We start from the raw sequence: 26,047 nt of genomic DNA, 5'->3' as shown, positions 1-26,047 counted from the left end.
TTGGTTCCGGCAATGGCGTCGAATCAGCTTGCGGCGGGGGTGGTTCGGTGCCCGCGAGAGCCGTAGCGCTCGCGGGCCTGGGCCGGTGTCACCGTCTCGGGGCGGGCCGGGAGCTCGCCCTTGATGTGCTGTTCGAGGATCTGCCCGGCCATCGGCGCGATGATCGGCGCGGCCATGATCAGGCCCTTCTTGTCGAAGAGAGTGAACAGCCACACCAGGATCCGGCCGGCGGGGCGGACCAGGAGGTCGACGATGCCGGGCCGGTCGAACTGGCCGAGCTTGCGCTGCCATTTGGGCAGGGTCGCGATGGAGGCGAACGACAGCAGTCGCGCGCCGATCGCGTAGGTCCAGCCCGCGCCGTTGCCGGGTGAGGTGAACAGCAGCTGCCGCATACCGTCCTGGGCGGCCTCCGAAGTGCACAGGCGCGCACGGACATCCGCGTAGTACTGGCGCACGCCCTCGCGGGTGATCGGGACATCCTCGGGCTTGCAGGTCTGCAGTTCGGCCGCGATGCGGCACTCCCGCCAGTACTGCGCCTCCTCCTCGGGTGTCAGTCCGGGCCCGAACATCTCGTAGGCCTTGAGGACCGACTGCCAGCCGGTGATGTGGATCCACAGTTGGGTCTCGGGGGAGTTGGCGCTGTAGCGCTGGCCGCTGATCGGCTCGATGCCGGTGTTCTTGGCGTGCACCGTCATCAGATGCTCGGAGGCCTGGATCGCGGTGCGGGAGTCGCCGATGGCCACGATCAGGAAGTAGGCGAAGGTGGCGTCGAGGCGGTTGCGCGGTTCGGAGTAGATCTTGCCGGTGTCGGCGACGGCCGCGGTCAGGAACGGGTCGAAGTGCTCGAGGGTGACCGCGCGCTGGAAACCGATGACGGCGGTGGGCGAGGTCCACACCTTCCAGCTCGGCGAATCCGGGCCGAAGAAGCCGTAGTCCGCACGGCGGAGGGTGGTCGGATCGAAGGTCACTGGGGCTCCTCTACGGGTTCGATCCCATGCAATACAACGCAACCGTAGCAATTGCCGGGAATGAATACAACGGGGGCGTAGCTTTAGTCGGGACAGGCGGGTGACCTCGCGATCCGGAATGACAGAATGGGGCCGATGAAGGTGCAGCGGCAGTGAGCGAACCGATGATGGCGGACCGGCCGCGTCGCCGCTATGCGCCCCGCCTGCCTCCTGAGGAGCGCCGCGCGCAGCTGCTCGACGCCGCCTTCGCGGTCCTGGAACGGTCCGAACTCCACGAGCTCAACATGGAGGCCGTCGCCGCCGAGGCGGGTGTGGGAAAGCCGGTGCTGTACACGGTCTTCAAGACCCGCGCCGAGCTGGTCGCCGCGCTGCTCGAACGCGAACGCGAACGGGCGCTGGAACAGGTCGCCGACACCCTGCCCACCGACCTGCTCGGCGCGGATCCCGTGGTCGCGGCCTCCGCCGCGGTCCGGGCGTTCGTCGATGTGGCCCTGGACAATCCGACCCGGTGGCGACTGCTGTTGTCCGGGCCGGGCAATGCCCCCGACGAGTATCGTGAGGCCATTCGCAGCTCCCGTGCGGGCATCTTCGATCAGGCCGAGGCGCTGGTCCGGGTGGGTCTGATCAGCGATTCGCGCTGGGCCGGAATCGATTCCGGCCTGCTCACCAATTCGCTGCTGACCATCGCCGAGATGCTGGGCCGCATGGCGGTCAGTGAACCGGATGTCTACCCCCGTGAACGCATCGAGGGTTTCGTCCAGGCGATCGTCGCGCTGCTCGTCGGCCCCGGCCGCTAGGCCCGCGGCCCGGCCGCACCACCTCCGACGCCGCAAAAGTGACCCTTGCCACAGCCCGGTACACGAGCGTACCGTCGCGCTGGTACGCAGAGGTACCACGCTGGGAGATGGCGCATGACCACAGTGACACTGCCCGACGGACCGACGACGCCGGGCTTCGTGCAGGGCATCGAGATCCTGGCCGGACGCACCCGCGCCTGGCGGCGGCTGCATCAGCGCTACGGGTCGGCGTTCGTGGTGTCGATGCCGCGCTTCGGGCCCACCGTCGTGCTGTCCGACCCCGCCGAGGTGAAGGCGCTGTTCACCACCCACACCGATCTGGTCGACAACCTCGACATCAACCTCGGCCAATTCCTGGGCCCCGGTTCGCTGTTCGCGCGGCGCGGTGAGGAGCATCGCAAGGAACGCAAGCTGCTCACGCCGCCCTTCCACGGGCGTCGGCTCGCGGTCTACGAATCGCTGATCGAGGAGGAGGCCGTCCGCGAGATGGCCACCTGGCCGTCGGGCCGCGAGTTCGCGACCATGGATTCGATGATGCGCATCACGCTCAATGTGATCCTGCGCGCCGTATTCGGTGCGGAGGGAGCGGAATTCGAGCAATTGCGCGAGCTGATCCCGAAACTGGTGCTGATCGCCTCCGCGCTGGCGGCGCTGCCGGTACCGCAAGGATTGTTCGGGCGCTTCGGGCCGTGGGCGCGGTTCGCGACCCACCGCGCGAGCTACGACGAGATCGTGGGCCGGCTCATCCGCCGCGCGGCCGCCGACCCGCACCTGTCCGACCGTGACGACGTGCTGGCCATGCTGCTGCAGGCCCGCTACGACGACGGCTCGGCCATGACACAGAGCGAGATCGCCGACGAGCTGCTCACCCTGCTCACCGCGGGCCACGAGACCACCGCCACCTCGCTGGCCTGGACCGTCGAACGGCTGCGGCGGCACCCGCACCTGCTGACCCGCCTGGTCGAGGAGACCGACGCGGGCGGCTCCGCGCTGCGCGAGGCGACGCTGCTGGAGGTCCAGCGGGTGCGCCCGGTCATCGACGCCACCGCCCGCAAGGTGCGGGTGGACGATTTCCAGCTGGGCCGCTGGACGCTGCCGCGCGGCCAGCACGTCCTGGTCAGCATCCGGCTCATGCACGACAACCCGGAATTGTTCACCAACCCACGCGATTTCGACCCGGACCGGTTCCTCGACGCGCGCCCGGGGACGTTCAACTGGATTCCGTTCGGCGGCGGCGCGCGCCGCTGCATCGGGGCGGCGTTCGCCACCATGGAGATGAACGTGGTGCTGCGGGTGCTGTTGCGCGACTTCACCCTCGCACCCACCGACGCGCCCGACGAGCGCACCCACTTCCGCGGCGTCGCCCTGGCGCCCGCGAAGAAGGGCCGCGCGGTCGTCTACCGCAGGCCACCACGACCGCCACTGATCGCCGCCGAATCCGATACAGCCGGTGCCGAATCCGGGGCAGACGGTGCCGCATCCGGTGAATCTCCGGCGGTATCCGGTGAATCCCGGGATGTGCGTGGCGAACAGGTGACGGCGTGAGCGAGCGAGGAACAGGCGCAGCCGAGGGTAATGAGCGACAGTTGAGCGAAGCAGAGCGCGTCGCCGAGGTCGGACGCGGGATCACCCTCACCTACGAGCGTCAAGGCGCGGGCGTGCCGGTGCTGCTGATCGCCGGGCTCGGGCAGCAGAAGCACGAATGGCACGACGGGCTGGTCGCCCAGCTGGTGGTGCGCGGGCACGAGGTGGTGCGGTTCGACAATCGTGACGTCGGGACCTCCACGCACGCCAGGTTCCGGCCGCCGGGCGGGCTCGCCCTGGCCCGCAAGCGCTGGGACCCAAGGCAATACGATCTCGGCGACCTGGCGGCCGACACCGCCGGGCTGCTCGACGTCCTCGGCTGGCGCTCCGCGCATCTGGTCGGGATGTCGATGGGTGGGATGATCGCCCAGACCGTCGCGGCCCGGTATCCGGCGCGGGTGTCGTCGCTGACGTCGATCTTCTCCACCACCGGGGCGGCGCGCGTGGGCCGGCCGGCACTGTCCACCTGGGCGCGCATGTTCCGCAAGCCCGCCCGCACCCGCGACCAGCATGTCGAGGATGCGGTGAACATGTACCGGCACATCGGATCTGCCGGCTACCCCATCGACGAGGCGCGGATCCGCGCGACCGCGGGCCTGACCTGGGACCGTGACCCGCATCCGGCGGCCGGTGTCGGCCGTCAGCTCGCCGGAGTCCTCAAGTCGGGCGACCGGACCCGGGAGGTGCGGACCATCACCGCGCCGACGCTGGTGCTGCATGGCGACCGCGATCGCATGGTGAACCCGACCGGCGGCGCGGTGACCGCCGCCGCCATCCCGGGCGCGCGCCTGCACACGCTGCCGGGCATGGGCCACGATCTGCCCGTCGCGCTGTGGCCCACCTTCGCCGACCTCATCGACAGTCACATCCGCACCGCAGAATCCAGGAGTTCCGATGCCCCGAACCTCTAGGCCCCTGTCGGGCCGGCCCGTCATGATCACCGGCGCGGCCTCCGGCATCGGGCGCGGACTGGCCGAATTGCTGTCGCGCCGTGGATCGCCGGTGGCCATCGCCGATATCGACGCCGACGGGTTGAAGCAGACCGCCGCCGGGCTCGACGGTCCGGTGCTGACCCGGGTGCTGGATGTCAGCGACGCCGCCGACCAGCTGGCCTTCGCCGGTGAGGTCCGGGAGTGGCTGAACGCGCCGCTGGCCGCGGTGTTCAACAATGCCGGGGTGGCGGTGTCCTCGTCGGTGCTCGACAGCGTGCCCGACGATGACGAATGGTTGCGCCGCATCAACTTCGACGGGGTGGTGAACGGGACGCGGGCGTTCCTGCCGATCCTCGTCGAGCAGGGCAGCGGCGCGATCGTCAACACGTCCAGCGTGTTCGGACTGGCGGGCATACCGTATCAAAGTGCCTACTGTGCCGCGAAATTCGCGGTGCGCGGGTTCACCGACGCACTGCGACAGGAACTCCGGGGGACCGGGGTGTCGGCGGTGACCGTGCATCCCGGCGGTATTCGCACCAATATCGCCCGCAACGGGCGGGTGCGCAAGGACCCTGAAGGCCGGGGCCGCACCCACGAGCAGATGGCCGCCGAATTCGAGGCCATGACCATGACCACGCCCGAGCGGGCGGCCGAAATCATCTGCCGCGGTGTCGAACGCGGCAAGGCGCGGATCCTGGTCGGACCCGACGCCTACCTGTTCGACACCCTGACGCGGGTGACCCCGACGCACTACTACGACGTGCTGTCGGTCGTGATGGGCCTGGCGCGCGGGCGGGCCGCGAAGGGAGCGGGACAATGACCGAACACGTGGACGTGCTGATCGTCGGGGCCGGACTGTCGGGCATCGGGGCGGCCCATCACCTGCAGGACGCATTCCCCGGCCGCAGTTACGCGATCCTCGAGGCCCGCGAGGCGATGGGCGGGACCTGGGATCTGTTCCGCTATCCCGGGGTGCGGTCGGACTCCGACATGCACACCCTCGGGTACCGGTTCCGGCCGTGGGTGGCGGCCGAGGCCATCGCGGACGGGCCCGCCATCCTCTCCTACATTCGCGAGACCGCCGCCGACGCGGGCATCGACCAGCGAATCCGGTACGGGCACAAGGTGACCGGGGCGTCCTGGTCGTCGGAGGAGGCGCGCTGGACCGTCGGGTTCGAGCACGCCGGGGTGCCCGCCACCATCACCTGCGACTTCCTCTACCTGTGCAGCGGCTACTACCGGTACGACGAGGGCTACGTCCCGGAGTTCGCCGGAATGGACGACTTCCGCGGGCAGATCGTGCACCCGCAGCATTGGCCGGCCGAACTCGATTACGCCGGAAAGCGTGTCGTGGTGATCGGCAGCGGGGCGACCGCGGTGACGCTGGTACCCGCGATGGCCGAGACCGCCGGGCACGTCACCATGCTGCAGCGCTCGCCCACCTACATCATGTCCGCGCCGAGCGTGGACACCGTCGCCACCAAGCTGCGTCAGTGGCTGGGGGCGCGGCGGGCGTATGCCGTCACCCGATGGAAGAACGTGGCGATCAGCACCGTCATCTATCAGCTCAGTCAGCGGCGGCCGGCGATGATGCGCAAGTTCTTCCGGGATCTGACCGTCAAGCAGCTGCCCGCGGGCTACGACGTCGACACGCATTTCAATCCGGCCTACAACCCGTGGGATCAGCGGCTGTGCCTGGTGCCCGACGGGGACCTGTTCCGCGCCATCAGCGCCGGGCGCGCGTCGGTGGCCACCGACCGCATCGAACGCTTCACCGCGGACGGGCTGCGGCTGGAATCGGGGACCGAACTGGACGCCGACATCGTGGTGACGGCGACCGGGCTGGATCTGCTGGCGCTCGGCGGCATCGCGCTCACGGTCGACGGCCGCGAGATCCAGCCGCCCGACACCATGGCCTACAAGGGCATGATGCTGAGCGGCGTGCCGAACTTCGCGTTCACCATCGGCTACACCAACGCGTCGTGGACGCTGAAGGCCGACCTGGTCTCCGAGTTCGTCTGCCGGCTGCTTCGGCACCTGGACGAGCACGGGTACAGCCAGGCCACGCCGTGGCCGGACCCCGCGGTGACCTCCAAGCCGCTGCTCGATTTCCAGGCGGGCTACGTGCTGCGGTCGATGGATCGTTTCCCCAGGGCCGGGTCGCGGGCGCCGTGGCGGCTGGGCATGAACTACGCCCAGGACGTCATCACCTTGCGGCACGGGCGAATCGAGGACGGCACCATCCGTTTCAGTCGGCGCACGGTGCGCGCGGCCACCGCGCCCACGGCCGAGCGCGGACCCGAACAGGTCACGGCCTGACCATGGCGAGACACGCCGCGGCGGACACACCGACCCCGTCGCGGTGCTCACCGAGATCCGGGAAACTACGCTGATGCTCGTGACCCGCGCCGACCCTGCCAGCAGTGCCGACCCCGCTGCGCGGGCCGACACCGCCGCCGACTCCGGCTTCCGGCGGCGTCTGCTCGACGCCATGGCCGACGCGGTCCGTGAGCGCGGCTACCGCGACACCACGGTCGCCGACATCGTGCGCCTGGCCAAAACGTCGCGGCGGACCTTCTACGAGCATTTCGCCGACAAGCAGGACTGCTTCGTGGCGATGCTCGCCGAACGCAACAACGAGACCATCGACCAGATCTACGCGGCCGTGGACGCGGCCGCGCCCTGGGACACCCAGATTCATCAGGCCATCGAGGCGTGGATCGGGGCGTCGCGGGAGGACACCTGCATCACCCTGGCCTGGATCCGCGATATTCCGGCGCTGGGGGAGCGGGCCCGGCAGCTGCAACGCGAGGCCGCCGACGCGTTCATCACCCTTATCCAGACTTTGACCGCCACAACCGAATTCCAGGCCGCGGGCCTGCATCCGCCGACCCATCAGATGGCGACGATCCTCTACGGCGGGTTCCGTGAATTGATCGCCTCCACCGTGGAGGACGGGCGCGACATCATCGAAATCATCGACGTGGCAGTCGAAACCGCGCTGGCCCTGATCGGCCCGCGCTACTCGGCGTAGCCGTCAGTCCTTCTTCGGCCGGGCGCGGAAGTGCGCTCGCTCACCCTGTTTGCCGAACAGGCTCAGGAACTCGACCGGTTCGTCATCGGCCGCGCCGAACCAGTGCGGTTCACGCGTATCGAATTCGGCGGCCTCGCCCGGTCCCAGGATGAGGTCGTGCGAGCCGAGGATCATCCGTAGTCGCCCGTTGAGCACGTACAGCCATTCGTAGCCCTCGTGCGTCTGCGGATTGGGCTCGGTGCGACCGGATTTCGGCCCGAGCACGATCTTGAACGCCTGAATCCCGCCCGCCCGCCGCGTCAACGGCAGCATCTGCATGCCGCCCCGCGTGATCGGCCGCATGTGCACGCGCGGATCTCCGGTGACCGGCGCGTTCACCAGATCGTCGAGGCTCACCCCGTGGGCGCGTGCCAGCGGCAGCAGCTGCTCCAGGGTGGGCCGCCGGGCTCCCGACTCCAGCCGGGACAGGGTGCTCACCGAGATCCCGGTCTCCGCCGACAGCTCCGCGAGCGTCGTCTCCCGCTGTTTGCGCAGTTCACGCAGCCGCAGCCCCACCCCTTCCAGGGCTCTGTCGATATCCTCGGTCATCACCCCAGTTTGCCACATCGGCAAAGAAGGTTGCCGATGCGCCGTCATCCTCCGCATCGTCGTAGTCAGGAGGTGGTCATCCATGACCGATCAGCTGAACAGCAACTACGACGTGGTGGTGGTAGGCGGCGGCCCCGCCGGCCTGAACGGGGCCCTCATGCTCGCCCGCGCCCGCCGCACCGTGGCCGTCATCGACGCGGGCGCCCCACGCAACGCCCCCGCCGACCGCGTCCACGGCCTGTTCGCCCGCGAGGGCGTCCCACCCGCCGAACTACTGTCCCGCGGCCGCGACGAGGTCCGCTCCTTCGGCGGCCACATCGTCCCCGGCGAGGTAACCGAAATCACCAGGGACGGCGACGATTTCATCATCACCCTCGCCGACTCCCGCACCACCCGAGCCCGCCGCCTGCTGGTGACCTCGGGCCTGGTCGACGAACTCCCCGACATCCCCGGCCTCCGCGACCGCTGGGGCCACGACGTCATCCACTGCCCCTACTGCCACGGCTGGGAATCCCGAGACCGTCCCATCGGCGTCCTGGGCCTGGGTCCCATGGCAATCCACTTGGCACTCCTCTTCCGTCAGTGGAGCGACGACATCACCTACTTCGCCCACACCAATACCCCTCCCACCCCCGAGGAATCAGAACAACTGGCAGCCAGAGGAATCCGGATCGTCGAAGGCGAAATCGCCTCCGTCGAAATCGCCGACGACCGCATCACCGGCGTCCGCCTCGCCACCGGCACCGTGGTTCCCCGTGAAATCCTGGTCGCCCCCACCCGAATGGTCGCGCGAGCTCCCTTCCTCACCCCTCTCGGCCTCACGCCTACCCCTCACCCCATGGGGGCAGGCGAGCATATCCCCACCGACCCCACCGGCCGAACCACCATTCCTGGCGTCTGGGCGGCAGGCAACGTCACCGATCTCTCCGCCCAAGTCGGCAACTCTGCGGCTGCTGGCGCGATGGCGGGCGCTCATATCAACGCTGACCTGGTAACCGAGGACACGCGGCACGCTGTCGAGGCGCATCGAGTTCACGCTCGGGTGTAGCGCCGGGATCAAGAAAGGACCAAAAGATAAAGAGGACTAAAAGATAAAAGACGCCTGGAGAAGGGAGAGGGGCTGGCTGGGTGGGGAGGCTCACTCACCTACCAGCCTCATTACGGCTCGGCCGTGGATCGGCCCGGTGTGGGGTACAAGCACTCTGAAGTTGTCGAGGTACACGCACTGTGAGGTGTGCTGGGAGGGAAGGGTTGGGGTCGTCCCGAGCCTTTGAGGCTTTGAGTCTTTGGGCTTGTGTCTCGAGAAGGTGATCCGTGCAGTCCGTGGGCCGGGATCGGCGGGTCACGGCTCCCAACTTGGCGTCAGCCCAGGTCCGGTAGGCAGGCGAGGCGACCACACTCTATGTAGTTTTGCGCACGCCAGCAGCACACGAGCAGCACTGGTTTCACGCAGCCCGTGAGCGCCACTTTCGGCAACTGGAATCGATGGCAGCGGCGATCGACTGCCCGACATGATGGCGATCGTTCACCCGAGGAGTTCCGGTCGGGTCAACACTCTTCGGAGCAATCCACCCCGTTCGACCCCGATACGGTGAGTCCTTGCCCATCACAACGGTTTTCCACCCATCGGGCCCGTCATTGATCAACGCGTGGCAGTGATCGCACGCAAGAGTCAGGTTGTTGATGTCTGTCGGTCCGCCCTTGGCCCAATCGGCGACGTGGTGGGCGGCGCACATCGAGGCGGGTTGTTCGCAACCCGGGCGGGTGCAGCCCTTGTCGCGGGCGATGAGTGCGAGGCGCTGGGCGCGGTTCGCGGTGCGGCGGGACCGCTGCAGGTAGAGCGGCATCCCGTCACCGTCGAGGACCACGATCACCGGGTGGGTCCCTTCGGCCATCTTCAGCGCCTCGTTGATCGAGATCTGAGTGCCGGTGTTGGTGGTGGCCACCCCGGTCCCGTTCTCCAGGTCGGACAGGCTCATGGTGAGCACGACCTCGACCGGCAGACCCCGGTGCATCCCCAGTGCGCGCATGTTCACGCCCGGCTGCACGAGAGCCATCAGCGCGTCGTGGGTGCGCTGCCCGGCATCGCGACGGTCACGCCGCGCGGCAGCGTCGAGAACGCTGTCGGCGATGAACCCACCACTGGCGGTGGGGCTTTCCGCATCATCGACGTTGCACATGCCGGGCCGGGCGAGCTTGGCGAACACAGCATCCAGACAGGCACGCAGTTCGGGGGTGATCCACCCTTCGATCCGCGACATCCCATCCACACCGGGGCGGCACAGGGTGATCCCGCGCCGACGCCGACGGTCGGCGTCGGAGACAACCTTCCCGTCCGGATCCAGCCGCGCCAGAATGTCGCGCCCGATCTTCGGCAGATCATCCGGCCAGCCCTCACGCGAGTACGAGACGAGAATCTGTTCGGCCTCCACGCGTGCTTCGGTGGGGACGTCGGCGGGCAGATGGTCCATCACGTCCATGATGTTGCGCACGTGATCCCGCGAAATCTCCCCGGCGGCAAAGGCTTCCGCCATCACCGGCAAAGTCGCCGGACGCAGGTGTCCGCTGGGTTCGAAGAACTCTCCGCAGTGATGGGTCACCTTCACCCGCAGGGCCGCGTCGTACCGCGAAAGTCCGAGGGTGTGCCGCAGGAACGGCACCATCTTCCCGGCCCCGGAACGCGCGTGCAGCGAACGCTCCCCGGCTTCGATGATCAGCCGCGTATCCAGCGCAGCCAATTGCCGCTTGCAGGCTTCGAGCTGCTGCATCAACGCCACGATGTCTTCATCGGAGAACTGGGCCATCGTCGCCTTCTGAACGGAGTTCGAAAGGGTCGAGACCGCGGCCGCCAGTTCAGCGATACCGCAGTCGTCGAGTGTCACCCCATTCGAATCCATGTGCTAATTCTACGCCCATGCGATCACCCTGGGAACCCGAAATGTCCAGTATTGCAACGCATTTGGGAATCTTCAAGATCAACGCGTGTGTCGCCGAGGCTACCTGCTGTGGTACCGGCGGTGCCAAACCTACCGGTCCAGTTGGCCGGACTGGACGAGGAAGGACACGAAGTCGCGGACGGACTGTTCCAAAGTGTGTGGCTCGTAGCCGAGTTCGTGTTTGGCCTTCGAGTAGTCCACTCGCGGTGCGGCTGATAGCGCATTGAGCATGGCTTGGGAGAGGACGTCCGAGCCGAGTGCGGCGCAGATCGGTTCGGCTACCGGCATGATGCCGCTCAGTATCGACAGTGGGAAGCCGATCCGGGGTCCGCGGCGGCCGGCGACGCGGGCGTTGAGCCGGACCCATTGGATGAGTGGTCGGTAGTCGCCGCCGAGTAGGTAGTTCTCTCCGGTGCAGCCCTTTTCGGCGGCGAGCATGGCTCCTGCCACGACATCGCGAACGTCGACGATGTCGAAGGCGGCGTCGGAGATGAATGCGGGTACCAGGCCGCGTGCGGCGTCGCGCGCAATTCCGTTGAGCCGCGACCACTTTCCGGTCGCGTACTCGACCGGGCCCCAGATGCCGGTCGGGTTGCAGATCGTCGCGTCCAGGCCTTTGTCGATGACCTTGCGCAGTTCCTGTTCGCCTGCCCATTTGGATCGGTCGTACACCGGGATTTCCGGGCGCTCGGACCGGGGTGAGGTCTCGTCCAGAACCGGCCCGCAGATCTCCTGGTCGAAGGAGTGCACCGAGCTGACATGTACGAACCGGCGTGCGCCGACGGCCAGTGCGGCTTCGGCGACGTGGCGCACACCCTCGGTGTTCACCCGCCACGCCAGCGGGTCCTCCATCCGCAGCGTGATCATCGCGACCAGGTGGTACACCTGGTCGACTCCGTCGAGTGCGCGGCGCATCGAGTCGGGGCTCAGCACATCCCCTTCGACCCAACCGACCTGATCGGATTGCATGCGCGGGTTGCGGACACGGTCGATGGCGACCACGTCGTGTCCTTCGGCGACCAACGCGTCGATCAGGTTCGTGCCGACGAAGCCGGCGGCTCCGGTAACGCCAATCTTCATGCTTTCTTCCCCCCGGTCGCTTCGATGCGCTCGGTCACGGTGTCGGTGACCGAACTGTTTCTGGCATGGTATGCCATCAATGGCACTTTATGCCATAAAGGCGTCATCGAAAGCGGTTACACGGCAACGACTATCGACAAGGTCGCCGCTTACTGCATCAACGACAGTGAGGACTGGGCTTCGTCGCGGCCGGAGCGCTTCAGGAATTCCCGCGCCAGCTCTCGGTACTGTTCGGCGCCACGGGATTTCGGGGCCCAGCTGGTGAGGGGCTCGCCGGCGATGGTGGAGTCGGGGAAGCGGACGGTTCTCGAGATCATGGTGTCGTAGAGCTGTTCGCCGAAGGTTTCGGCGACTCGGTCGCGGACCTGGCGGGAGTGCAGCAGGCGCGGGTCGAACATGGTGACCACGATGCCGGATAGTTCGAGGCGCGGGTTGAGGCGCTCGCGGACCTTCTCCATGGTGTCGTTGAGCAGGGCCAGTCCGCGTAGTGAGAAGTATTCGCATTCCATGGGAATGATGACGCCGTCCGCGCAGGCGAGCGCGTTGACGGTGAGCAGGCTGAGCGACGGCTGGCAGTCGATGAGGATGAAGTCGTAGCGGTTGCGGATGGGGTCGAGTACCCGCGCCAGCGAGTGTTCGCGGCCGACCTCGTTGACCAGCTGGATCTCCGCCGCGGAGAGATCGATATTGCTGGGTAGCAGATGCAGGTTGGGGACGGTGGTCTTGATCAGCACGTCGTCGATGGGTGGGGCGTTGCGGCTCAGTAGGTCGTAGATGGTGAGTTCCAGATTGTGGTGTGCGACGCCCAGGGCGGCGGACAGCGCGCCCTGCGGGTCGAGATCCACCAGCAGCACCCGCAGCCCGCACTCGGCAAGCGCGGCACCCAGATTGACTGTCGAGGTGGTCTTTCCGACGCCGCCCTTCTGATTGCACAAGGCAATCACCTGGGCTTCGCCTGTGGCCGCCCCGGCCTCCCGAACAGCATTGTTTGCCGACATTTCGCCAGACTATCCTGTCACGTGGCGGAACTGGCGGACCCGCTCCGGAGTGCTTTCCAACGATCTCGATCGTTACCGGTTGCCAGCCCTTTTCGGGGATTTCACGGCGAACCCGCATGTCGGACAAGGGTGGTTTGCTGGCCGCGCTGATCGTTAGCCGGATTCGGGGTGGAGGGCCCCAACCACGCTGCCCTCCACCCCGAAATTCAGACGAAACCGGCCGCTCAGCTGCCGGGCAGCACCAGGATCTTCACGTGCTCCTCCGGGTCGCGCAGCGCGGTGAACGCCTCGGCCACCCCGTCGAGTCCGACCCGGCCGGTGATGATCGCCTCGACGTCGATCAGCCCGGACGCCAGCCGCTCCAGCGTGATGTCGTAGGCGTTCTCGTACGGCCCGTGCCCGAAGTTGATCGCGATCCGCCGGAACTGACCGACCACCGGAATGATCGGCTCGTCCGCGAACGGCGCGGCCAGCACCTGGATCCGCGAATTGAACGGCATCGTGCGCATCAGCGTGGCCAGAATCCCCGCGCGCCCGCTGCACTCGTAGGCGATGAGAATGCCGGTGCCGGACTGCCCGACCACCGAATCCTGCTGCGCCACCGCCGCCATCCAGGCCGCGATCGGGTCCTGCTCTCGCGGATCGACCACGATGTCCGCGCCGACGGCCCGGGCGAGTTCGCGTCGCTTGGGGGAGGGTTCGGAGGCGACCACCAGTCGTGCCCCGCGCGCCTTGGCCGCGATGATCGCGCCGAGCCCGATTGTCCCGCAGCCGATCACCAACGCGGAGTCCTCGGGCGTGAGACCCGACTGCTGTACGTGCATCTCGCCGACATGCAGCGGTTCGGCCAAAGTGGCGTGCTCGAGCGGCAACCCGTCGGGCACGTGCCGCACCCACCACGAGTCCACCACGATGCTCTCGCCGAACGCCCCGTGATAGTCGTTGGAGTATCCGATGATCGTGGGAATCCCGGTGGCCGTCTCGGTGGCCAGCCCGATCCCGGCGACCCGGTCCCCGACCGCGAAATCGGTGACCCCGGACCCGATCTCGCTGACGGTGCCCGCGTATTCGTGCCCGAGCACGACCGGCCGCTCGGTGTCGAAAGTGGCGAGGGGATATCCGCTGTCGGTGGCCACCTGCACGAACCGGCAGGGATCCTTCGACATGGACAGGTCGCTGCCGCAGATGCCGCACGCGGCGACCGCGATGCGCAGCTGTCCGGGGCCGAGGGCGGGCGGCTCGGCCACTTCGGCGGCGGTGAACTCCCCGTTCAGAAACTGTGTGGCGCGCATGGGTTCACGCTCCTGTCGCGGCGGCTTCGCCGTAGTAGTCGGTGTGGGCCTTGGTGATCGCGGTGACCAGTTGCCCGATCAGCAGCTCGCGGTTGTCGGCGGCGTATTGCAGGCTGTCCTCGCGCCGGCGGTTGCGGTTCTTGAAGTGCGGGATCACCTCCGAGGCGAACAGCTCGTAGCTGCGCTTGGTGTCCTCCCAGCTCGCCATGTCGACGTGCAGCACGAGCATGGTGCCGAAGCCGCCGGTCTTCTCGATCAGCTTCTCGATCCGCGCGATCGCCTCGTCGGGGGTACCGATGATGGCCTGCCCGAATTCGCCGAGGTTCTCGTTGCGCCACTGGTCGATGATCCCCTTGGGGGTGTCGGCCCAGGCCGGGTTCTCGCCGGTCTGCCGGTTCACGTAGGCGGCCATGGATCCGATCCGCCGGCTCACCGCGCGTTCGGCTTCCTCGCGCGTCTCGGCCAGGAAGATCGGGTTGACCAGTCGCCACCGCGACCGGTCGGCGACGTGCCCGTGTTCGGCGCACGCCTTCTCGTACACGCCCCAATTGCGGTCCAGCACTTCGAATCCCATGGGCGAGCTGGCGGCCAGCGACAGCAGCGACAGCCCGTGCTGTCCGGCCAGCACCGACCCGTTGGGGGAGATGGTGGAGGCGGTGGCGACCTCGATGCCGGCCGGATCGTAGGTCGGCAGCTGGGCGCGAGCGTCGCGCAGGGTGAACCAGTCGGTGGTCATGTTGACCACCTCGCCGCGCAGCAGCGCCAGGATCGCCTCGAGCGCTTCGCCTTGGCGGCGGCGCTGATCGGAGGGGTTGATGCCCATCATGTGCGCGTCGAGCGGAATCTTGCCGGGCCCGGTGCCGAAGATGAGGCGGCCGCGGGTCTGCAGGTCGAGCTGGGTGATGCGGTCGACGGTGACCAGCGGGTGGTGATAGGGCAGCGACATGACGCCGGTGCCGAAGCGCAGCCGCTCGGTGCGTTCGGCGGCCGCGGCGATGAAAACGTCGGGCGCGGGGACGATCTCGGCGCCGGTGGAGTGGTGCTCGCCCATCCACGCCTCATCGAAGCCCAGGTGGTCGAGGTGTTCCATGAGATCGATGTCGCGGCGCAGCTGTAGCGCCGGATCGGCGTCGAGGGGGTGGTACGGGGCCAGGAAGGCCCCGAACTTCATCGATTCAGCAGTCCACATACAGGGATCTCCTTACCCAGAGCGCCGGGCTTCGTCGCCCGGAGCGGTTCCCCGAGTAAACCTGGATCAAGTGATCCAGAAATGTGGTCGTCCCGCTGAGTGGGCATGATTGGAAAACTCAGGTAGTGATGCCATTCCGACCTCGATAATGGGCTGTTTCGGTGGTAAGAAATCGGTCTGACGATCCACTTCCGAACCCCGCGCCGACGAGTCCCCGGCCGTCATGTGCGAAGCTCGTGATGTGACCGTCCCGATGCAGAACCGCCAGGGCAATGCGACTCGCACCCGGCTGGTGAAGACCGCCGAGCGTCTGTTCGCCGCCCACGGCGTGGACGCCGTCTCGGTGCGCGCGGTGAACGCGGCGGCCGGTCTCGGGCCCTCCTCGGTCAACTACCACTTCGGCACCAAGGACGATCTGATCGCGGCGGTACTGCTCGATCTCGGTGCGGCCGTGCGTGACCGCATCCGCGCCAATGCCGACGTGCTGGCGCAGCGGGCCGAGCCGCCCACCGCGGAGACCCTGGTGCGCGCGGTCACCGAGCCCTATCGGGACCTGCTGCTGGCGCACCGGACTCGCGGCATGCGCTGGATCAAGATCGTCACCCAGCTGTCCCTGGTATCGCATCCCGCCCTGATCGCCTCCGAACAGGACCTCCCCGATCAGTTGCACGTCCAGTTGCGCCGGGCGTTCCCGGCGTCGGATCCCGAACGGCTGGAGGCGCGCTGGGCGATAGCGCTCATGGGCTTCCTGCAGGCGTTGAGCCGGGCCGACGACTGGCATCCGGGCGCGACGCCGCCGCCCGCGCAGGAGCTGGCCGCGCTGTACGAGGACCAGGTCGTTTTCCTGATCGGCGGCCTCGACCGGCTGCTGAGTGGGACTGCCCGCTGACAGTTCGTGCCCGCTTTGTCCGGCCATCTGGACGCTGGGCCAGGTTAGCTGTAGCGTCACTGTACGATTCGCGACGGGCTTGCTGTCTGTCCGCTACCGAATCATGGGCGCGGCTGTGCCGCATGCCAATCCGTTGCTTGTTGGTCGATCGTTCGTTCGCCGTGCAGTCGGGGGCGCGAGACTCGAACGGCTGAAGTGTGAGGGAACGTCGTTGTTCGCAGTATCCGCCAGGGCAGTGGTCCTGGCTCTGAGCATCCTGACCGCGGGAGCCGTGTGTGCACCCGTATCGGCTCAACCCCTTTATCCCACACAGGATTCCGATCCTTTCTATAGCCCGCCCGCCGATCTGGGCGGTTTCGCGCCCGGTGACGTGGTCCGTACCCGCCGCATCGATACCGGCCTGTACGTGGGCACCGACGGCTGGCAGGTCGCCTTCCGCAGCACCAATTCCCAGGGGCAGCCGATCCTGGGCATGACCACGGTGCTGATGCCGAAGGGCGTCAAGAACCCGCCGCTGGTGTCGTATCAGGCCCTGATCAATTCCCTCGGCTCGCAGTGCAATCCGTCGCGGTCGCTGTTCAACGGCGAACTGCAGGACGGCGCGGGCGCGATGCTGCCGATCGGGCGCGGCTGGGCCATCTCGATGCCGGACTACCTGGGGCCCAATGTCGCCTACGGTGCGGCCAAGCTGAGCGGCATGGTCACCCTCGACAGCGTGAAGGCGGTCCGCAAGGTCGCCGAGCTGGGGCTGGGTAGCTCACCGATCGCATTGGCCGGTTACTCGGGCGGCGGCATGGCCACCGCGTGGGCCGGTGCGCTGCAGCCGGAGTACGCCCCGGACCTGAAGCTGGACGCCGTGGTGGCGGGCGGCATTCCGGCCGATCTGGAGGAGATGGCGCTGTCGCTGGGCTTCGCGCCGCACCCGGGCTTCGGCCTGGCCTTCGCCGCGGCGATGGGTCTGGAGCGCGAATATCCGGACCGCCTGCCGATCTCGGATCAGCTCAACGAGAACGGCCTGTGGTTCCGGGAATTCACCCACGACGCCTGCCGTCGGTTCCTGCTGTTCCACGGTGCCTTCCGCAGCGCCGATCAGCTGGCCGCGTCCAAGAGCCTGATGGATTCGCCGGTGGCGCACGAGGTGCTGCGGGAGAACAGCCTGCGCTACAACTCCGCCGTCCCGACCGCCCCGACCTACTTCTGGCAGGGCCGTTTCGACGAGCTGACCGCCTTCGCCCCGGTGGCCGAGGTGGCCGACCGCTACTGCAAGGCGGGTGCGCCGGTGGTGTTCCGGCCGTTCGAGATCGCCGAGCACATGACCACCGCGGTCGCCGGCTTCCCGGATGCCTGGAACTACGTGGAGGCCCGTTTCCGCGGGGATGCGGTTCCGTCCAGCTGCTGATCGTTAACCAAGTATGTGCTGCGTTGCCGTTCGATAGCCGATCCGCACCGAATTGCCATAAGGGACAGAGTGCTTCCTTTCTGGATTTCCTTTGGTAACAGCTTGATTCCGGAACTTGTCAAGCGTGGTTCGGTCAATTACTTCTAGGTAGAAGTAATTAGCTGGTTCAATGCCGAACCACGATTCGAGGAGGAATCCGGTGCGTATCCTGCTGCTGGCCGGCGCTTTCGACAGCCTGACGCAACGCGTCCGGTGCGAGCTGGTCGAGCGGGGCCATCGGATCGGGATCGAACTGGCGCTCGGTGACGACGACATGCGGGCGGGTGTACAGGCCTTCGAACCGGACCTGATCGTCGGGCTCATGCTCGCCGATCAGGTCCCGGCGGACCTGTGCGCCCGCCATGCCGTGCTGCAGGTGAACCCGGGACCGGAAGGCGATCACGGCCCCTCGTCCCTGGACTGGGCGATCGGCACCAACGCCCCGTATTGGAGCGTGACCGTGCAGCGGGCGGTCGGCGCCTCCGGTGCCGGTCCGGTCTGGGCCTCGGAAACGTTCCCGCTGCGCCAGTGCGGCAAGAGCGAGCTGTATCGGACCGAGGTCGCCGATGCCGCGGTGCGGGCCCTGCTGCGGGCGATCGAACGGTTCGAGCGCACCGGCGCCGAGCCGATCGATCCGCGCCTCGAGGTGTCCGCACCGCCGCCTCCGCCCTACACCCAGTACTTCCGCCGCATCGACTGGGCACACGACAGCACCGCCACCGTGCTGCGAAAACTTCGTGCCGCGGACTCGAATCCGGGTGTCCTGGACGAGCTGTACGGCCGCGACGTGTTTCTCCACGGCGGCCATCTGGAGGACCGGTTGCGCGGTGTCCCCGGCAGCGTGATCGCCACCCGCGACGGCGCGATCTGCCGCGCCACCGTCGACGGCGCGGTCTGGATCCCGCAGCTGCGCGCCCGCCCGCTGCCCGGCGGCCCGGCCACCTACAAACTGCCCGCGACCGAGGTGCTCGGCCCCGAACCGCTCGCCGACGTCCCGGACGTGCCGGTCAGCCCGTGCGAGGCGGCGGTCCGCGTCACCTGGTCGGAACTGCGGTATTACGAATACGACGAGGTCGGCTACCTGGGCTTCACCTATGCCGGTGGCGCTTTGAGCACCGCCCAGTGCGAACGCCTGCTGGCGGCCTACCGGCAGGCCTGTGCCCGACCGGTGAAGGTGCTGGTGCTGGGTCCGGCCCGGGACTTCTTCTGTAATGGCATCCAGCTCAATGTGATCGAGGCGGCCGCGGATCCGGCCGCCGAGGCGTGGCGCAATGTCAACGCCTTCAACGATCTGGTCGAGGCCATCCTCACCACCACCGACAAGCTCGTGATCTCCGCGCTGCCCGGCAATTCCGCCGCGGGCGGGGTGATGCTGGCGCTGGCCGCCGACGAGGTGTGGTGCCGGGAGTCGGTGGTGCTGAACCCGCACTACCGCCTGTCGGGCCTGCGTGGTTCGAAGTACTGGACCTACACCATGCCGCGTCGCGTCGGCGCCGAGTGCGCGGATCGTCTGACGGGCGAGGCCCTTCCGATCGGCGCTCGCTCCGCGGCCCGGCTGGGCCTGGCGGATCGGGTGGTGGCGGGGGATCCGGCCGAGTTCCGCACCTGGGTCCGGCACCAGGCCGCGGAGCTGGCCGCCGCCCCCGACCTCGCCGCACGCATCGACGAGAAGCGGCGCCGTCGCGCGGCCGACGAAGCGGCGAAACCGTTGGCGGTGTACCGATCCGAGGAGCTCGAACACCTCGAGCGCGAGGTCTTCGATCCCGCCTCGCCGTTCCATCGGCTCCGCCACGACTTCGTGACCAAGGCCGGGCCGCGGGCCACCCCGGCCTATCTGCTCGGCTGACCGCGTCAGCTCGCGAGGCGCAGCACCAGCGCCCCGGCGATGATGGCGCCGAACGCTACGACCTTGGGCGCGTTGATCTTCTCCCGGTAGATGAGCGCGCCCAGCACGACGGTGCCGATGGACCCCAGGCCGGTCCAGATCGTGTAGCCCACCCCGACATCGAGGGTGCGCAGCGCGAGGCTGAGGGTATAGATGCCGGCCGCGGCGGCGGCCAGGGTGAACACCGACGGCCACAGCCGGGTGAATCCCTTGGTGGCATTGGTGCCGAGTGCGAAGGCGACCTCGAAAACGGCGGCGATGAGCAGGTAGACCCAGGACATGACGGTTCTCCTCGAAAACGGTTGTACGGGAACGACGATCGGGCCGGCGGTTCAGGCCGGTGCGCCGGTGAGCTTGTCGGCGAGCTTCAATCCGAGGACGCCGCCGATGATCAGCACGAAGGCCACCACCTTGGCCGGGGTGAACGCTTCGCCGAACACGATGGCCCCGAACAGGACCGTGCCGACCGACCCGATGCCGGTCCACACCGTGTAGCCGACCCCGACGTCGAGGGATTTCAGCGCGAGGCTGAGGAAGAAGATGCCGCCCGCGGCGGCCGCGGCGGTGAGCAGGGACGGGCCCAGGACGGTGAAGCCGTGGGTGGCGTTGGTCGCCAGGGCGAAGACGATCTCGAAGACCGATGCGATGAGCAGGTGGACCCAGGCCATGGGAGTCGCGCTCCTTCATGTTGTTGTATGTACGTGCAAGTAGTTGCTCGAAAAGAATGCATGTACATGTAAACTCGTGTCAAGACCCAGTGGCCGCGGACCTGGCCGGCCACGCGTCAGTTCGAGGGAGTGAGTCGATGCCGTCGCAGGCTCGAGTGGCGAAAACCGGTGCGGACGCCCAACTCTGGAACCGGATGCTGATCCTGCACGCGCAGGTGGAGAGCCGCCTGGCGACCGTCCTGCAGCGCCGCCACGGGCTGGGACTGTCCGAATACCGGGCGCTGAGCTTCCTCGATCAGGCCCCCGACAGCGAACTGCGCATGCAGGAACTCGCCGACAAGCTGGGCCTGAACCAGAGCTCGGTCACCCGGCTGGTCGGGCGCTTGAACGCCGCCGACCTCACCTATCGGGACCTGTGCCCCGACGACAAGCGCGGCGTCTACACGGTGCTCGCCGACGCCGGCCGCGAGCGCTACCGCGCGGCCCGCACCACCTACGAGGACGCGCTCGCCGCGGCGTTCGCCGAGATCGCCAACGGCGACCCGGCGCTGGCCGCCATCCTGGCCGCCGCCCGCGCCGCCGGCTGAGCGGCGCGCCGCGTCAGAGTGCTTCCAGGATCATGGCATTGGCCTGGCCGCCGGATTCGCACATGGTCTGCAGACCGTAGCGCGCGCCGCGCTCGTGCATGGCGTGCACGAGGGTGGCGGTGAGGCGGACGCCGCTGGCGCCGAGCGGATGGCCCAGCGAGATCGCGCCGCCGTGGACGTTCACCCGATCGAGGTCGGCCCCGGTTTCCCGCGCCCAGGCCAGCACGACGCTGGCGTAGGCCTCGTTGATCTCGATGAGATCGATGTCGGCCAGCGTCAAACCTGTTTGCTTGAGCACCTTCTCGGTGGCCGGGACGACCGCGGTCAGCATCAGGAACGGGTCGTCGCCGACGGCGATGTGACTGCGGATGCGCGCCAGCGGCTTCAGCCCGAGGCGCGCGGCGTTCTCGCTGGTGGTGACCACGACCGCGGCACTGCCGTCACCGAGCTGGCTGGCATTGCCGGCGGTGATGTGCCAGGCGATCTCGGGGAAGCGCGCGGCGATGGCCTCGTTGTAGAACGAGGGCGGCAGCGCGCCGAGTCCGGCCGCGGTGGAATCGAATCGGATGGTCTCGTCGCGGGCCAGGCCGTTGATCGGCGAGGTCAGCTCGGCGTCGAAGCCGCCGCGCGCGGTGGCCTCGGCGGCGCGGCGGTGGCTCTCGAGCGCGTAGTCGTCGAGCTGGTTGCGACCGAATCCCCAACGCGCGGTGATGAGTTCGGCGCTGATGCCCTGCCACGGCACACCCTGCGGATAACGTTCGAGGAAGGCCGATCCGGTGAGGTTGTCGACGTCGAGCAGGCTGGTGCCCATCGGAATCCGGCTCACCGATTCGACGCCGGTGGCGACGACCAGATCGCAGTCGCCCGCGATGACCGCGTGCGCGGCGAAGCGCAACGCCTGCTGGCTGGCGCTGCACTGGCGGTCGATGGTGCTGGCGGGCACCGATTCCGGGAACCCGGCCGCCAGCGAGGCGCGCCGGGTGACATTGGTGGCCTGTTCGCCGACCTGGCTGACCACGCCGCCGATCACCTCGTCGATCAGGGCCGGATCGATCCCGGCCTGATCGATGACGGCGCGCAGGCTGTGCGCCATCAGATCCACCGGGTGCACGCCGTCGAGCGCACCGCCCTGCTTACCGCGTCCGATCGGGGTGCGCACCGCCGCGACGATGACCGCGTCGCGCATCACGGGATCCCCAGCACGCGGCGCATGGTGGCCAGCTTGGCCGAGGTCTCGGCGAATTCGTCGTCGATGCGGCTGCGCGACACCACGCCGCCGCCGGCCCGCAGCGTCAGATCACTGCGGTGGGAATCCAATTCGAGTCCGCGCAGCGCCATGTGGAACTCGCAGTCGCCGGTGCTGTCGAGCCAGCCCACCAGGCCGCCGTAGTAGGCGCGCGCGGGTTCGTAGTCGGCGATCATGCGGCGCGACAGCGCCTGCGGCACCCCGCAGACCGCGGGGGAGGGGTGCAGGGCCGCGACCAGGTCGGTCACCGGCGTCTCGGGGTCGATCAGGCGCGCCGTGATGGGAGTTCCCAAGTGCCACACGCCCGGAGCCTTCACCAGTTCCGGGTCACCCGGATAGTCGAGGTCGGGGCAGAAGGCCGCCAGGCCCTTGACCATGAAATCGACCAGGTGCCGGTGCTCGGCCAGATACTTGTCGTCGAACAGGATGGCGCGGGCGCGCTCCTTGTCCTCGGAGTCGGGCAGGCGGGTGTCGCGCAGCACGGTGCCGGCCAGCGGCGTCATGGTGATGGTGGCGCCGGACTTGGCCAGGAACAGCTCCGGGCTCGCTCCCATCGTGTACACGCCGGGGTGGTCGAGGTGCTCGACGAAGTAACTGCGCGCGTTCGGGTACAGCTCCGCGAACCGCTCGAACAGTGCGTGCGGGTCGACGACGCCGTCGTAGAAATAGCGTTCGCAGCGCGAGATGACGATCTTCTCGAGGTCCGTGCCGGGCGCCCGCAGCTGCGTCAGGGCATCGTCGATGAGCCGCAGGTAGTTCGCGATCGCGGCGTCGTTGAACTCGATGTCGCAACGGAATTCGGGGTGCGTGCCGGGACGGGCGGCGGACCGGGTGCGGGCGTCGTTGCGCCAGCCCAGGTACAGCGAGGAGCCGGCGAGTTCGGTGTCGAAGGGGATCGCCCCCGCCACCAGATTGCCGTAGGCCCCCGCGCGGACGGCGGCCTCGGCCTCGGCCAGGTTGTCGTAACAGATCAGCGGGCCGTCCAAGCCCACCGGGCCTTTCGCGCCGGCTAGGCGGAATCGCACGGGATCATGCATGGGTGGGCTCCGATTCGGTGGTGGTCAGTCGTTGGTGCACGGCGCGGCGGTCGATCTTCGAGTTCGGCAGCAGGGGCAGCTCGGTGCCGAGCACGAAGCGCTTCGGCACGGCCGCGCGGCCCAGGCGTCGCCGGACGCTGTCGCGCAGCGGTTCGAGGTCCGGGATCGCTCGGCGGGTCACGATGTACGCACCGACGAGTTCGCCCCATTCGCGGTCGGGCACGCCCATGACCACCGCGGACTCGATCCCCGGGATGCCGGTCAGGGCCTGTTCGATCGCGACCGCGGAGACCTTGACCCCGCCGGTGTTGATCAGATCGTCGACGCGGCCGGTCGGGACCAGCAGGTCCTGGGCCCAGTGCCCGCGATCGGAGGTGCGGTACCAGCGCGTGTCGCCCTCGCGATAGAAGGGCTGCTCGCCGGCGTCGCCGAGATAGCCGTCGGCCACCACGTCGCCGCCCAGGTGGATGAGTCCGTCCACGATGCGCGCCTCGACCCCGCGCAGCGGGACGCCGTCGTAGACGCAGCCGCCGCAGGTCTCGGTCATGCCGTAGGTCACCACGGCATCGGTGAGCTCGCGCAGCCTGCGGCCGGTCTCCTCGTCCAGGCGCGCGCCGCCGATCAGGACCTTGTCGAAACACCCGAGAGCGCTGCGGGATTCGGCGTCGGCGAGCAGGCGGGTGACCTGGGTGGGCACCAGCGAGGCGTAGCGGCGGCCGGCGGGCATGCGCCGGGCCGCGGCCGCGAAGGCGGCCGGATCGAAGTGGCCGCCGGGCAGTGTGGTCACGCGGGTGCCGCCGAGCGCGGCCCGCGAGATCACCTGGAAGCCCGCGACGAACCCGGCCGGCAGGCACAGCAGCCAGTCGCCCGCGCCGCCGAGCCGTTCCGCGCTGGCCTGCGCCGAGGCCAGCAAGGCATTGCGGGACAACAGGGTTCGCTTGGGCACACCGCTGGATCCGGAGGTGGACAGCAGTACCGCGGTGGTGGCGGGCACGGTCGGCGGAAGCTGCTGTGCCTGAGCGGAATCGGTGACCGGTGCGATCGCCCGATCGCCGGTGTAGGCGAGTTCGATGGCGCGCTGCAGCGCCTCGACCGCGGCGTCGGGATCTTCGGGGAGGAGCAGGGGAGTCAAGGGAATGGCGGGGTGTGGCATCAGGAGTGCAGCTCCAGCTCGAGATTCATCGCCGAGACCGCGGTGGCGTCGAAGGCCTCCTCGGCGGCCTGCCGGGTGCCCGCGTGCACGTCGCGCAAAGCGGTTCGGGTGACGGGTACTTCGAGGACCGACAGGCGCTGCGCCGTGCGGGCCCGCCCGAGCGCCGCGGGCAGGTCGTCGATTTCGACCGTGGCGTGCGCGACGTCGTAGGCGCTGCACAGGTGGGAGATGTCGATGTTCTGCGGCGTGCCGTAGATCCGCTCGAAGGTGTCGCCGTAGGGTTCCCGCTTGTAGCGGGCGTCGCCCTGTTCGAGCAGTTCGAAGATGCCGCCACCGGCATCGTTGGACACGACGATGATCAGATTGGCGGGCATCCGCTCGAGCCGCCCGGTCTGCAACCCCGACGCGTCGTAGGCGAAGGTCAGGTCGCCGAGCAGCGCGACGACGGTGCGGTCGGGATGCGCCAGCGCGACTCCCGTTGCGGCACTGACGTTTCCGTCGATGCCCGCGACACCGCGGTTGGACAGCACCTGCACGCCGGGCGGCACCGGGCCGGTCAGTGAGACGTCGCGGATCGGGTTGGACGCTCCGAGCCAGAGCAGGTCGCCGGGCCGCAGCGCGTTGAGCACCGCGTGCGCCACGCCGACGCCCGTGCGGCGGTCGGCGGGCTCGGTCATGGTCCGGGTCCACGCGTCGCGCACGATCGTGTCGGCCCGTTCGAGCTCCTCGATCCAGACCGGCGACGCGGCGCCGGTCCAGCGCGGATTCCGGGACAGCACTTCGATATCGGGTGCGGCGTAGAGCCAGTCGCCGCCGCCGGCGACGAGCACGCTGCGCACTCCCGGCCGGGCCAGTACGCGGCCGACATTGCGGTGCAGGGTCGGCCGGCCGTACACCACGACCTGCTCGGGTCGCACCTGGTCGAGTACCCAGGGGTGCAGGCGTCGACGGCCGCCGACATCGACGGTCGGTTCGGCCATGCACGGCAGGTGCGCCGGCAGCGCGGCCGGATCGGCCCCGTCGCCGGCGATGACGAGCGTGGGCCGGCGCAGGTCGATCTCGGTGGCGTCCGGGTGCTGCGAGCGTGGGATCTCGGGCATGGCGATCCACGGCATGCCGTCGGGACGTCCTGCGGGAGAAGAGGTTTCGGTCTGCGGCGGCAGGCCCGACGACAGCGGCACGTCGAGCTGGACCGGGCCCGGGCGGCCGACCAGCCGACCGGTGCCGATGCCGAGGGCGCGGCACACCTGCGAGCGCAGCACGCCGTTGGCCGTCGCGCCGGCCGAGTCGCCGGACCAGAGCTGCTGTACGTGGCGCACCTGCGAGGCGAGCAACGCGGTCTGATCCACCGTCTGCGACGCCCCCGTGCCCAGCACGTCCGGCGGCCGATTCGCGGTCACCAGTACCAGCGGCAGATCGGAGTAGTTGGCCTCGGTGACGGCGGGCAGCAGGTTCGACACCGCCGTGCCCGAGGTGGTCACCACGGCCGCCGGAAGGCCGGTCGCCTTCGTGATGCCCAGTGCCACAAAGGCTGCCGAGCGTTCGTCGAGACGGACCTGAAGGTTGATCTCCCCGGCCCGCGCTCGGCGGGCCAGTTCGAATCCGAGAGGACCGTTCCGGGAGCCGGGACAATACACGAACCATTGCACGCCATTGCGAACCAATTCATCGACGACTATCGCCGAGATCACCGAAGGCATGCGGTATTTCCAAACTGAAACGATGTCGTCCCACACGAATGCGGAA

General features: G+C 68.4%; 24 protein-coding genes. 11 read left to right on the top strand and 13 right to left on the bottom strand.

Annotated elements, in window-relative coordinates; all coding sequences use genetic code 11:
* Positions 1-23 precede the first annotated feature (23 nt).
* A complete protein-coding gene (locus ACYVKL_RS02320) occupies positions 24-968 on the bottom strand; it encodes an oxygenase MpaB family protein (RefSeq protein WP_379173462.1) in 945 nt (314 codons plus the stop codon).
* A gap of 164 nt (positions 969-1,132) precedes the next feature.
* On the opposite strand from ACYVKL_RS02320, the gene ACYVKL_RS02315 reads away from it, so the two are divergent.
* The 6 genes from ACYVKL_RS02315 to ACYVKL_RS02290 all read left to right on the top strand — a co-directional run bounded on the left by ACYVKL_RS02315 (position 1,133) and on the right by ACYVKL_RS02290 (position 7,315).
* A complete protein-coding gene (locus ACYVKL_RS02315) occupies positions 1,133-1,765 on the top strand; it encodes a TetR/AcrR family transcriptional regulator (protein WP_379173626.1) in 633 nt (210 codons plus the stop codon).
* 114 nt (positions 1,766-1,879) lie between these two features.
* A complete protein-coding gene (locus ACYVKL_RS02310; RefSeq protein ID WP_379173460.1) occupies positions 1,880-3,310 on the top strand; it encodes a cytochrome P450 in 1,431 nt (476 codons plus the stop codon).
* A gap of 41 nt (positions 3,311-3,351) precedes the next feature.
* A complete protein-coding gene (locus tag ACYVKL_RS02305; RefSeq protein ID WP_379173457.1) occupies positions 3,352-4,260 on the top strand; it encodes an alpha/beta fold hydrolase in 909 nt (302 codons plus the stop codon).
* A complete protein-coding gene (locus ACYVKL_RS02300) occupies positions 4,244-5,101 on the top strand; it encodes an SDR family NAD(P)-dependent oxidoreductase (protein ID WP_379173455.1) in 858 nt (285 codons plus the stop codon). The genes ACYVKL_RS02305 and ACYVKL_RS02300 overlap by 17 nt, the downstream gene beginning before the upstream one ends.
* Entirely contained in the window at positions 5,098-6,600 is a 1,503-nt protein-coding gene (locus tag ACYVKL_RS02295) for a flavin-containing monooxygenase (protein ID WP_379173452.1), read from the top strand. The genes ACYVKL_RS02300 and ACYVKL_RS02295 overlap by 4 nt, the downstream gene beginning before the upstream one ends.
* A gap of 79 nt (positions 6,601-6,679) precedes the next feature.
* Positions 6,680-7,315 (top strand): TetR/AcrR family transcriptional regulator, encoded by a 636-nt coding sequence (locus ACYVKL_RS02290; protein ID WP_379173450.1) that lies wholly within the window; start codon positions 6,680-6,682, stop codon positions 7,313-7,315.
* Positions 7,316-7,318: 3 nt separating this feature from the next.
* Here ACYVKL_RS02290 and ACYVKL_RS02285 read toward each other — a convergent pair whose 3' ends face one another.
* Entirely contained in the window at positions 7,319-7,903 is a 585-nt protein-coding gene (locus ACYVKL_RS02285) for a helix-turn-helix domain-containing protein (protein WP_379173448.1), read from the bottom strand.
* Between the two features lie 82 nt (positions 7,904-7,985).
* Between ACYVKL_RS02285 and ACYVKL_RS02280 the strand changes: the two genes are divergently transcribed.
* Positions 7,986-8,951: an NAD(P)/FAD-dependent oxidoreductase gene (locus ACYVKL_RS02280; protein ID WP_379173446.1), complete on the top strand. Its 966-nt coding sequence runs from the start codon at positions 7,986-7,988 to the stop codon at positions 8,949-8,951.
* Positions 8,952-9,348: 397 nt separating this feature from the next.
* On the opposite strand, the gene ACYVKL_RS02275 is transcribed toward ACYVKL_RS02280, so the two are convergent.
* The 5 genes from ACYVKL_RS02275 to ACYVKL_RS02255 all read right to left on the bottom strand — a co-directional run bounded on the left by ACYVKL_RS02275 (position 9,349) and on the right by ACYVKL_RS02255 (position 15,398).
* Positions 9,349-10,800: an HNH endonuclease signature motif containing protein gene (locus ACYVKL_RS02275; protein WP_379170638.1), complete on the bottom strand. Its 1,452-nt coding sequence runs from the start codon at positions 10,798-10,800 to the stop codon at positions 9,349-9,351.
* Between the two features lie 129 nt (positions 10,801-10,929).
* Positions 10,930-11,919 carry an NAD-dependent epimerase/dehydratase family protein gene (locus ACYVKL_RS02270; protein WP_379170636.1) on the bottom strand — a complete coding sequence of 330 codons (990 nt, stop codon included), beginning with the start codon at positions 11,917-11,919 and terminating at the stop codon, positions 10,930-10,932.
* A 149-nt stretch (positions 11,920-12,068) separates the two neighbouring features.
* Positions 12,069-12,917, bottom strand: a complete 849-nt coding sequence (locus ACYVKL_RS02265) for a ParA family protein (protein ID WP_379170634.1) — start codon at positions 12,915-12,917, stop codon at positions 12,069-12,071.
* 224 nt (positions 12,918-13,141) lie between these two features.
* Positions 13,142-14,209 carry an alcohol dehydrogenase catalytic domain-containing protein gene (locus ACYVKL_RS02260; RefSeq protein WP_379170632.1) on the bottom strand — a complete coding sequence of 356 codons (1,068 nt, stop codon included), beginning with the start codon at positions 14,207-14,209 and terminating at the stop codon, positions 13,142-13,144.
* Between the two features lie 4 nt (positions 14,210-14,213).
* A complete protein-coding gene (locus tag ACYVKL_RS02255) occupies positions 14,214-15,398 on the bottom strand; it encodes an LLM class flavin-dependent oxidoreductase (protein ID WP_379170630.1) in 1,185 nt (394 codons plus the stop codon).
* A gap of 241 nt (positions 15,399-15,639) precedes the next feature.
* Here ACYVKL_RS02255 and ACYVKL_RS02250 point away from each other — a divergent pair, with 241 nt between their 5' ends.
* The 3 genes from ACYVKL_RS02250 (at position 15,640) to ACYVKL_RS02240 (ending at position 19,571) form a co-directional block, all read left to right on the top strand.
* Positions 15,640-16,287 carry a TetR/AcrR family transcriptional regulator gene (locus ACYVKL_RS02250; protein ID WP_379170628.1) on the top strand — a complete coding sequence of 216 codons (648 nt, stop codon included), beginning with the start codon at positions 15,640-15,642 and terminating at the stop codon, positions 16,285-16,287.
* Between the two features lie 211 nt (positions 16,288-16,498).
* Complete coding sequence (locus ACYVKL_RS02245; protein ID WP_379170626.1) at positions 16,499-17,686, top strand: lipase family protein; 1,188 nt, start codon at positions 16,499-16,501, stop codon at positions 17,684-17,686.
* Positions 17,687-17,885: 199 nt separating this feature from the next.
* Entirely contained in the window at positions 17,886-19,571 is a 1,686-nt protein-coding gene (locus tag ACYVKL_RS02240; RefSeq protein WP_379170624.1) for an enoyl-CoA hydratase-related protein, read from the top strand.
* Between the two features lie 5 nt (positions 19,572-19,576).
* Here ACYVKL_RS02240 and ACYVKL_RS02235 read toward each other — a convergent pair whose 3' ends face one another.
* Complete coding sequence (locus ACYVKL_RS02235) at positions 19,577-19,891, bottom strand: DMT family transporter (protein WP_379170622.1); 315 nt, start codon at positions 19,889-19,891, stop codon at positions 19,577-19,579.
* A gap of 51 nt (positions 19,892-19,942) precedes the next feature.
* On the bottom strand, positions 19,943-20,278 hold the full coding sequence (locus tag ACYVKL_RS02230; RefSeq protein WP_379170620.1) for a DMT family transporter: 336 nt from the start codon (positions 20,276-20,278) through the stop codon (positions 19,943-19,945).
* A 137-nt stretch (positions 20,279-20,415) separates the two neighbouring features.
* Here ACYVKL_RS02230 and ACYVKL_RS02225 point away from each other — a divergent pair, with 137 nt between their 5' ends.
* Positions 20,416-20,865, top strand: a complete 450-nt coding sequence (locus ACYVKL_RS02225; protein WP_379170618.1) for a MarR family winged helix-turn-helix transcriptional regulator — start codon at positions 20,416-20,418, stop codon at positions 20,863-20,865.
* A gap of 13 nt (positions 20,866-20,878) precedes the next feature.
* On the opposite strand, the gene ACYVKL_RS02220 is transcribed toward ACYVKL_RS02225, so the two are convergent.
* From ACYVKL_RS02220 to menD, 4 genes are read right to left on the bottom strand one after another with little or no spacing between them, the layout of a single operon-like run.
* Entirely contained in the window at positions 20,879-22,051 is a 1,173-nt protein-coding gene (locus tag ACYVKL_RS02220; RefSeq protein WP_357201560.1) for a thiolase family protein, read from the bottom strand.
* Positions 22,051-23,148, bottom strand: a complete 1,098-nt coding sequence (locus ACYVKL_RS02215) for a chorismate-binding protein (RefSeq protein ID WP_379170616.1) — start codon at positions 23,146-23,148, stop codon at positions 22,051-22,053. Before ACYVKL_RS02215 ends, ACYVKL_RS02220 begins: the two co-directional genes overlap by 1 nt.
* The gene (locus ACYVKL_RS02210; RefSeq protein ID WP_379170614.1) at positions 23,141-24,301 is read right to left on the bottom strand and encodes an AMP-binding protein; all 1,161 of its coding nucleotides are present in this window, start codon (positions 24,299-24,301) and stop codon (positions 23,141-23,143) included. Before ACYVKL_RS02210 ends, ACYVKL_RS02215 begins: the two co-directional genes overlap by 8 nt.
* Positions 24,301-26,001 carry a 2-succinyl-5-enolpyruvyl-6-hydroxy-3-cyclohexene-1-carboxylic-acid synthase gene (menD, locus tag ACYVKL_RS02205; protein ID WP_379170612.1) on the bottom strand — a complete coding sequence of 567 codons (1,701 nt, stop codon included), beginning with the start codon at positions 25,999-26,001 and terminating at the stop codon, positions 24,301-24,303. Before menD ends, ACYVKL_RS02210 begins: the two co-directional genes overlap by 1 nt.
* Positions 26,002-26,047: the final 46 nt, after the last annotated feature.

It is taken from the genome of Nocardia tengchongensis, from assembly GCF_054781395.1.
The sequence above is the reverse complement of the archived record's forward strand: the minus strand, read 5'-3'. Positions and strand labels throughout refer to the sequence as shown.